Source organism: Pseudomonas sp. 2995-3 (assembly GCF_002742565.1).
GTDB classification, from domain to species: domain Bacteria; phylum Pseudomonadota; class Gammaproteobacteria; order Pseudomonadales; family Pseudomonadaceae; genus Aquipseudomonas; species Aquipseudomonas edaphica.
In genome coordinates, this window is sequence record NZ_LJSB01000469.1 from 1 (window position 1) to 231 (window position 231).

A 231-nucleotide genomic window follows, 5' to 3' on the forward strand; every position below is an offset into this window, starting at 1 on the left:
GATATAGTTTCCATCAATTCCTCTGCCTTTTTATCTATAGCTGATTCATCAGCAACAGATATGGCAATAACAAACTCATCTCCACCCCACCTTCCGATTAAGCTACTATCTTTAAAATAATTTTCTAATCGACGGGCCAGCTCCTGCAATAATTTGTCACCTGAATAGTGACCAAGAGTATCGTTTACTCTTTTAAATAAGTCAATATCTAAAAAGATAATAGTTACTTCC

General features: G+C 35.1%; 1 protein-coding gene. It reads right to left on the bottom strand.

Annotated elements, in window-relative coordinates; all coding sequences use genetic code 11:
- On the bottom strand, positions 1-231 hold a 231-nt coding region (locus AOA62_RS31085), incomplete at both ends, for a GGDEF domain-containing protein (RefSeq protein WP_143521967.1).